A 5,461-nucleotide genomic window follows, 5' to 3' on the forward strand; every position below is an offset into this window, starting at 1 on the left:
ACTACCCCATGCCCTGGTGCACCCGCAGCGAGATCCGCGAGGTCTCCGACCAGGCCCAGAAGATCTACGACGACATACGCCACGGCCAACTCCTCATCCACGCCCACGCCCAGGACGCCCACACCACGGCCGCGGTCGGCACCTACCTCACCGGCGGCACAAGCGTCTACCTCCACGGCGAGGACCACCTGCGGCAGATCGCAGACATCTTCGACTCCCCCGCCCAAGCCCTGACCACCTTCGAGGAAATGCACAGCGACACCATGCGCCCCGGCCCCGCCCCGATGACCGACACCGAACGCGACACCGCCGAAGCCCGAACTGCACTCGGCACACCGACCACGGCGCCCGAATCTCCCAATACGGGAGCAGCCACCGCGCCCGCCGACGCACCCGGTCCCGGCGCCCACGAGGCCCTCTTCAACTCGTTCATCGAGAACAACGGTGAATGGGAAAAGTACCGGACATGGTCCGATGAAGCCTCCGTCGCCAACCACGAAACGCTCACCCTGCGCGCCGAGTTCGACCACGAAGCCCGTGGCCAGGACATCGCCTGGACCATCGCCTCCTACCAGTCGCCTGTCGGGGAACGCACCTGGCACGCCACCGCCACCGCCAACACCCCCACCGACATGATCGACACGCTCCTCAAGAGTCTCGACACCGACTCCGCGTGGACCGAGCGGACCAGCTCTCCCCTCACCGAACGCACCCTGGCCACGGTCACCCGCCCGCTGACCGAGTTCGGTTGGACTCAGACCATCAACGGACACCAAATCAACTGGCCCGCACCCAACGGCGACACCGGCCTCCGCCTCGATGTCGCCGCCGCCGTCGGCGCCACCACCGCCCACTCCCACCGCACCTGGACAATCTGGGGCGGCAAGAGCGCTGAACAGCCGGCCTGGACCATCGAATTCTCCCGGCACACCCCGTCCGCCGTGCTCCAGGACCTCACCTACGAACTCGCCCTCACCCACTCCACACACACAACCCCGCCAGTACCGAACTCGCGCCACAGGCGTGGAGTCATCAGCACCACGACACCCGTCACGTCAACGCCACCGACGTCGGGAAGTCCCGCGCGAAGCAGGTGAGAGCAGTACGGAGAAGAAGACATGCTGTTGCGCAGAACTCCGCGTCGCACAGCAAGCCGAGCCATCCCGCGGCGGCGGGCCGGCACTCTCAAGATCCGCAAGACTGCGGGCTGTTGAGGCTCGACTCGGTGCACTCCTCACTTTTTGAGTACAGATCGACAATGCGCCTCGGCTTCACGCCCTGGGTCGCCCCAGCGGCCATGTCCGGTCCCGCAACCGGGCCGTAGGCACTGAGCCTTATTCAACGTCATCAGCTGGCGAGTTCGGCGGACGACGGAGGTGATTCGGGTGGCGCTGCAGCCGATGCAAGGGACTTCGACGCGCGGGCGCCTGCGGAAGGAGCACGCCTCTGTTGCTGACCGTGGAGTTGTTTGCACCACAGCGTGACCGTGCCTCGGTATCCTCGCGGTGTTGTTCACGCGGACTCACGGGCAGGGAAGGCGGCGCCACATGCAGGGGCTGGGGGACGAAGACCCGAGGCAGATCGGCAGGTACCGATTACTGAGGCGGCTGGGCGCGGGCGGCATGGGCAACGTCTACCTCGCACGCTCGGACCGGGGGCGTACGGTCGCCATCAAGCTGGTGCGCGAGGAACTGGCCGCACAGGAGGAGTTCCGGAAACGGTTCCGGTACGAGGTGGAGGCGGCGCGGCGGGTCGGCGGACACTGGACTGCGCCGGTGCTGGACGCCGACACCGAGGCCGCTGTGCCGTGGGTTGCCACCGGCTACATCGCCGGCCCCAGCCTCCGCCAGGGCGTCGGGCACGACCACGGCCCCCTGCCGGAGCGCTCGGTACGCACGCTAGCCGCCGGCCTCGCCCATGCCCTGCGGGACATCCACGACACCGGGCTCGTCCACCGCGATCTCAAGCCCGCCAACGTCCTGATCACCATCGACGGCCCCCGCGTCATCGACTTCGGGATCGCACGGGCCCTGGAGACCGTGACCGACGGCCGCCTCACCCGGACAGGCGCGCTCATCGGCTCGCCCGGTTTCATGGCACCGGAGCAGGTGCGCAGCGACCGGATCACGCCCGCCTGCGACATCTTCTGCCTCGGCTCGGTCCTCGCCTACGCCGCCACCGGCAAGATGCCCTTCGGCACAGCCCAGGCCGAAGCACACGTGCTCATGTACCGCATCGCGCACGAGGAGCCCGACCTGGAGGGTGTGCCGACGGGGCTCGTGGACCTCATCAGGGACTGCTTGGAGAAGGAGCCTGCGGCGCGTCCGGATCTCGGAGAGGTTCTGCGGCGAACAGGCGCACAGGACACGGTCGCCGACGGCAGCTCGAACGAGCCGTGGCTGCCCGGCCCCCTGGTGGCCGAGCTGGGCCGACACGCGGTAGGTCTTCTGGACACGGACAACCCAGAGCCCCCGGCTGCTGCGCTTCCCCGTGACAGAGCCCCAGGACGGATGTCGGCTCCGGTGCCGGCCTCCGTCGCGGAGGCGCTCCCGGTCCCGGCAGTAGCCCCGACCGGGGCACCGGCCTCTCACAAGCGCGGGCGCTACACAATGCTGATCGTGGCGCTGGTCGCAGGAAGCGTGGTCTACACCCTGACGAGAGGTGACGGCGACCCCGGCGGCGGCGTGATGCCGGAGGAGTTCCTGGGCACATGGACCGCCTCCGTCAACGGTGAACCTCGATGGATGACCATCAGTCAGGGACACCTTGGGGAGACCCTCCTCCGCATGTTCTCCAACGGCCCCAAGGACGAAGGCGGCACCTACCACTGCGAATTCTCCAGCAAGCTGATGAGCGTGGCCGACTTCGAATCAGTGCGTTTCAGCAAGACGCGCATAGTCGGCTCCGATTCGGACGCAGACTGCGAGGAGGCGAACTCCAGCGAACTCACGCTGGAAGCGAACGACACCCTGCGCAGAAAGGTCGACAAGACGAGCGGCGACGGGCTGCCATGGACCAAACTGCCGACGCCTGGCGATTAGGAACTCATGGGGTTCACTCTTCGATGTCGTAGCGGACGTGCCGACCATCGAAGTATCCGCGCATGATGTGTGGTTGGTGTTGTCGGCGGTGGGAGGATCTGCGGGTTTCGGTGGCGGATTCGGGCTGGTTCCTGGACCGGTGGGTGCGGGGCAGGCTGCTTTTGAGATCGGCGTTGACCGGTTCGTCCGGGTTCAGCTCGGGTGGGTACGAGGGTGGGAAGTGCAGTTCAATCTGGTCCTTGTGGTTGGCGAGCCAGGCGCGGACGGTCTTCGAGTGGTGAGCCGAGTACCGGTCGACGACCAGGTGGGCCTCGTGGGGACAGTCGCTCCCCACGCGTACGGACCGGACTCCCCCACCGTGCGGATGTACGAGAGGGAGACGGGTCGCTCCCCACGCGTACGGACCGGACCGTGTCGACGCTGCGCAGGATCGTCTGGGCGGGGGTCGCTCCCCACGCGTACGGACCGGACACTTCGCCACCTGCGGTTTCAGGGCCGCTTTGCCGTTTGTTGGTCTGGTACGTCTAGGGTAAAGAGCGCCAGCGGATCGCTCCGCTGAGGTGGCACCGGCCGCGGTGGGCCGGTGTCTTCCCGCTTCAGCGCGGCCTGCCTTCCACCCCGAGGGGTCGCGGGTCTTGTGGCTGCTCCACGGGCGTTTGACGCCTCCCCCCTACCGGGGGCGGCGGTATCGTGCGGCACGAGGACAGCGTGGGTGGCGATGTTCCGGGCGGCGTTGAGATCCCGGTCGATCACCAGCCCGCACTGTCCGCAGGTGAACACGCGCTCGGCCAGGGTCAGGTGTGGTTTTTGCCACCCGCAGGCCGAGCACGTTCTGCTGGAGGGGAACCACTGGTCGCACACGGCGAGTTGTGATCCGTTCCAGCGGGTCTTGTAGTCGAGCTGACGCCGCATTTCCGCGGGCGACGCGTCGAGGATGGCACGGTTGAGTCCGGATTTCTGCCGGACTTTCGAGCCCGGCTTCTCCACCGTCCCCCGGGAGGAGGACGTCATGCCCGCGACGTTGAGGTGTTCCACGGCCACCACGGCGTAGGCGGTGGCGAGTTGCTTGGTGAGGGTGTGGAGGTATGTGGCGCGGCGTTCGGCGATGCGGTGGTGGATGTTCCCGACGCGCCGGGCGGCTTTCCGTCGGCGGGCTGATCCTTTCGTCGTGCGTGACAGTGTCCGCTGGGCCTTGGTGAGGCGGCGGGTGTCGGAGGCAAGATGGCGTGGGTTGGGCACCATGGTCAGGGTGCCGAGGTTCGGCAGGGTGACGGGCGCGGACAGGGTGGCGAGGGTCTTGACGCCGAAGTCGACCCCGACGGTGCCGGCCTGTCGCTGGCGGCGGGTGGGACGCTCGGGGAGGTCCTGGAGGACGCTGACCAGCACGCTTGCGTACCAGCGGGTCCCGGAGCGGGAAACCGTCACGGACTTGACGATCGCCCCCCGGTCCATCAGGCGGGCAAGAGGTTTGGCCGTGTCGTGCAGACGCACCGATCCCAGCACCGGGATGCGCAGGCGTCGGTAGCCGTCGGGGCGGATCGTCGGCTTCTTCGCGTCATGGCAGATACGGAAGGAGTCCTTGGCGCGGCCCTTCTTCTTGAACCGCGGATAGCCCACCTTCCTGCCGGCCCGGCGTCCGCTCAGCGCTGCCTGCCAGTTGCCCCAGGCGCGGTCGGCGTCCTCGAAGGCACTCTGGAAGGCGTAGGTCGAGACCTCGTGGAACCACGGGCACGGCCGCTGCGGTCCCTGGGTGCCCTCGGGTAGATCCGGGGACCTGGAGTTCCCCTTGATCCGGTTGAGATGTTTCTGGATCGCCGGCTTCGTCGGGACCGGCACCTTCACCGTGTTGCGCGCCTGAGCTTCCGGCATCCCGCCGTCGGCCAGTGCCTTCACCTCACGCTGCCACTGGCGGTGCGCGGCGACCTTCATGCCCAGCGCGTGGTTGAACGCCCACCGGGCAGCCCCGGCGTGCCGCAGGAAGCCTTCCTCCTGAGCAGGGGTGGCATCCAGCGCGAACCGGAACGCACGCAGCACGGCCGTCTCCGCCATCAGCCACCTCCTCCAACCATTCGCGTGCCACGAGTCGTTGACGACTGTAGAGGCCACCACTGACATCGACCTCCGACGGGCCACTTGACCTGCGCCTTCAAGAGTTTCCTCGCACACGCGCATCGAGGCGCCGGACTGACAGGGCGTCACGTGATCAGGAGCGAACGGTTCACCGTTCCTGTGCCCACGATCGGCGCGGCGCTGTTGCCGAAGCACTTCCCCACGCCGCTGGGCAGGCATTCGGGGAGTACGGGCGGATCACCAAGAGTGAGGTCCGTCATCTGGAGCCTCTCCCAGCCAGTGCGACAGCACCAACGCCTCGTCAGCCGTGAGCTCGATCGCGACCCGCCCCCTACGCGCCCCCCACGGCT

At 67.8% G+C, this 5,461-nt stretch carries 4 protein-coding genes; 2 read left to right on the top strand and 2 right to left on the bottom strand.

The window, feature by feature from the left end:
- Together BHU15_RS36005 and BHU15_RS36010 are read left to right on the top strand one after the other, a co-directional pair.
- A partial coding sequence (locus BHU15_RS36005; RefSeq protein ID WP_069630945.1) for an SPDY domain-containing protein occupies positions 1-1,097 on the top strand: 1,097 nt, incomplete at its 5' end.
- Positions 1,098-1,547: 450 nt separating this feature from the next.
- Complete coding sequence (locus tag BHU15_RS36010; protein ID WP_069630946.1) at positions 1,548-3,041, top strand: serine/threonine-protein kinase; 1,494 nt, start codon at positions 1,548-1,550, stop codon at positions 3,039-3,041.
- Positions 3,042-3,054: 13 nt separating this feature from the next.
- Here the strand turns inward: BHU15_RS36010 and BHU15_RS36015 are convergent, their stop codons facing one another.
- A complete protein-coding gene (locus BHU15_RS36015) occupies positions 3,055-3,375 on the bottom strand; it encodes a transposase (RefSeq protein WP_438285002.1) in 321 nt (106 codons plus the stop codon).
- Between the two features lie 155 nt (positions 3,376-3,530).
- Positions 3,531-5,213, bottom strand: coding sequence for an RNA-guided endonuclease InsQ/TnpB family protein (locus tag BHU15_RS36020; RefSeq protein ID WP_255293293.1), 1,683 nt, complete (start codon positions 5,211-5,213; stop codon positions 3,531-3,533).
- Positions 5,214-5,461: the final 248 nt, after the last annotated feature.

This window comes from Streptomyces niveus (assembly GCF_001723055.1).
Lineage (GTDB): Bacteria > Actinomycetota > Actinomycetes > Streptomycetales > Streptomycetaceae > Streptomyces > Streptomyces niveus.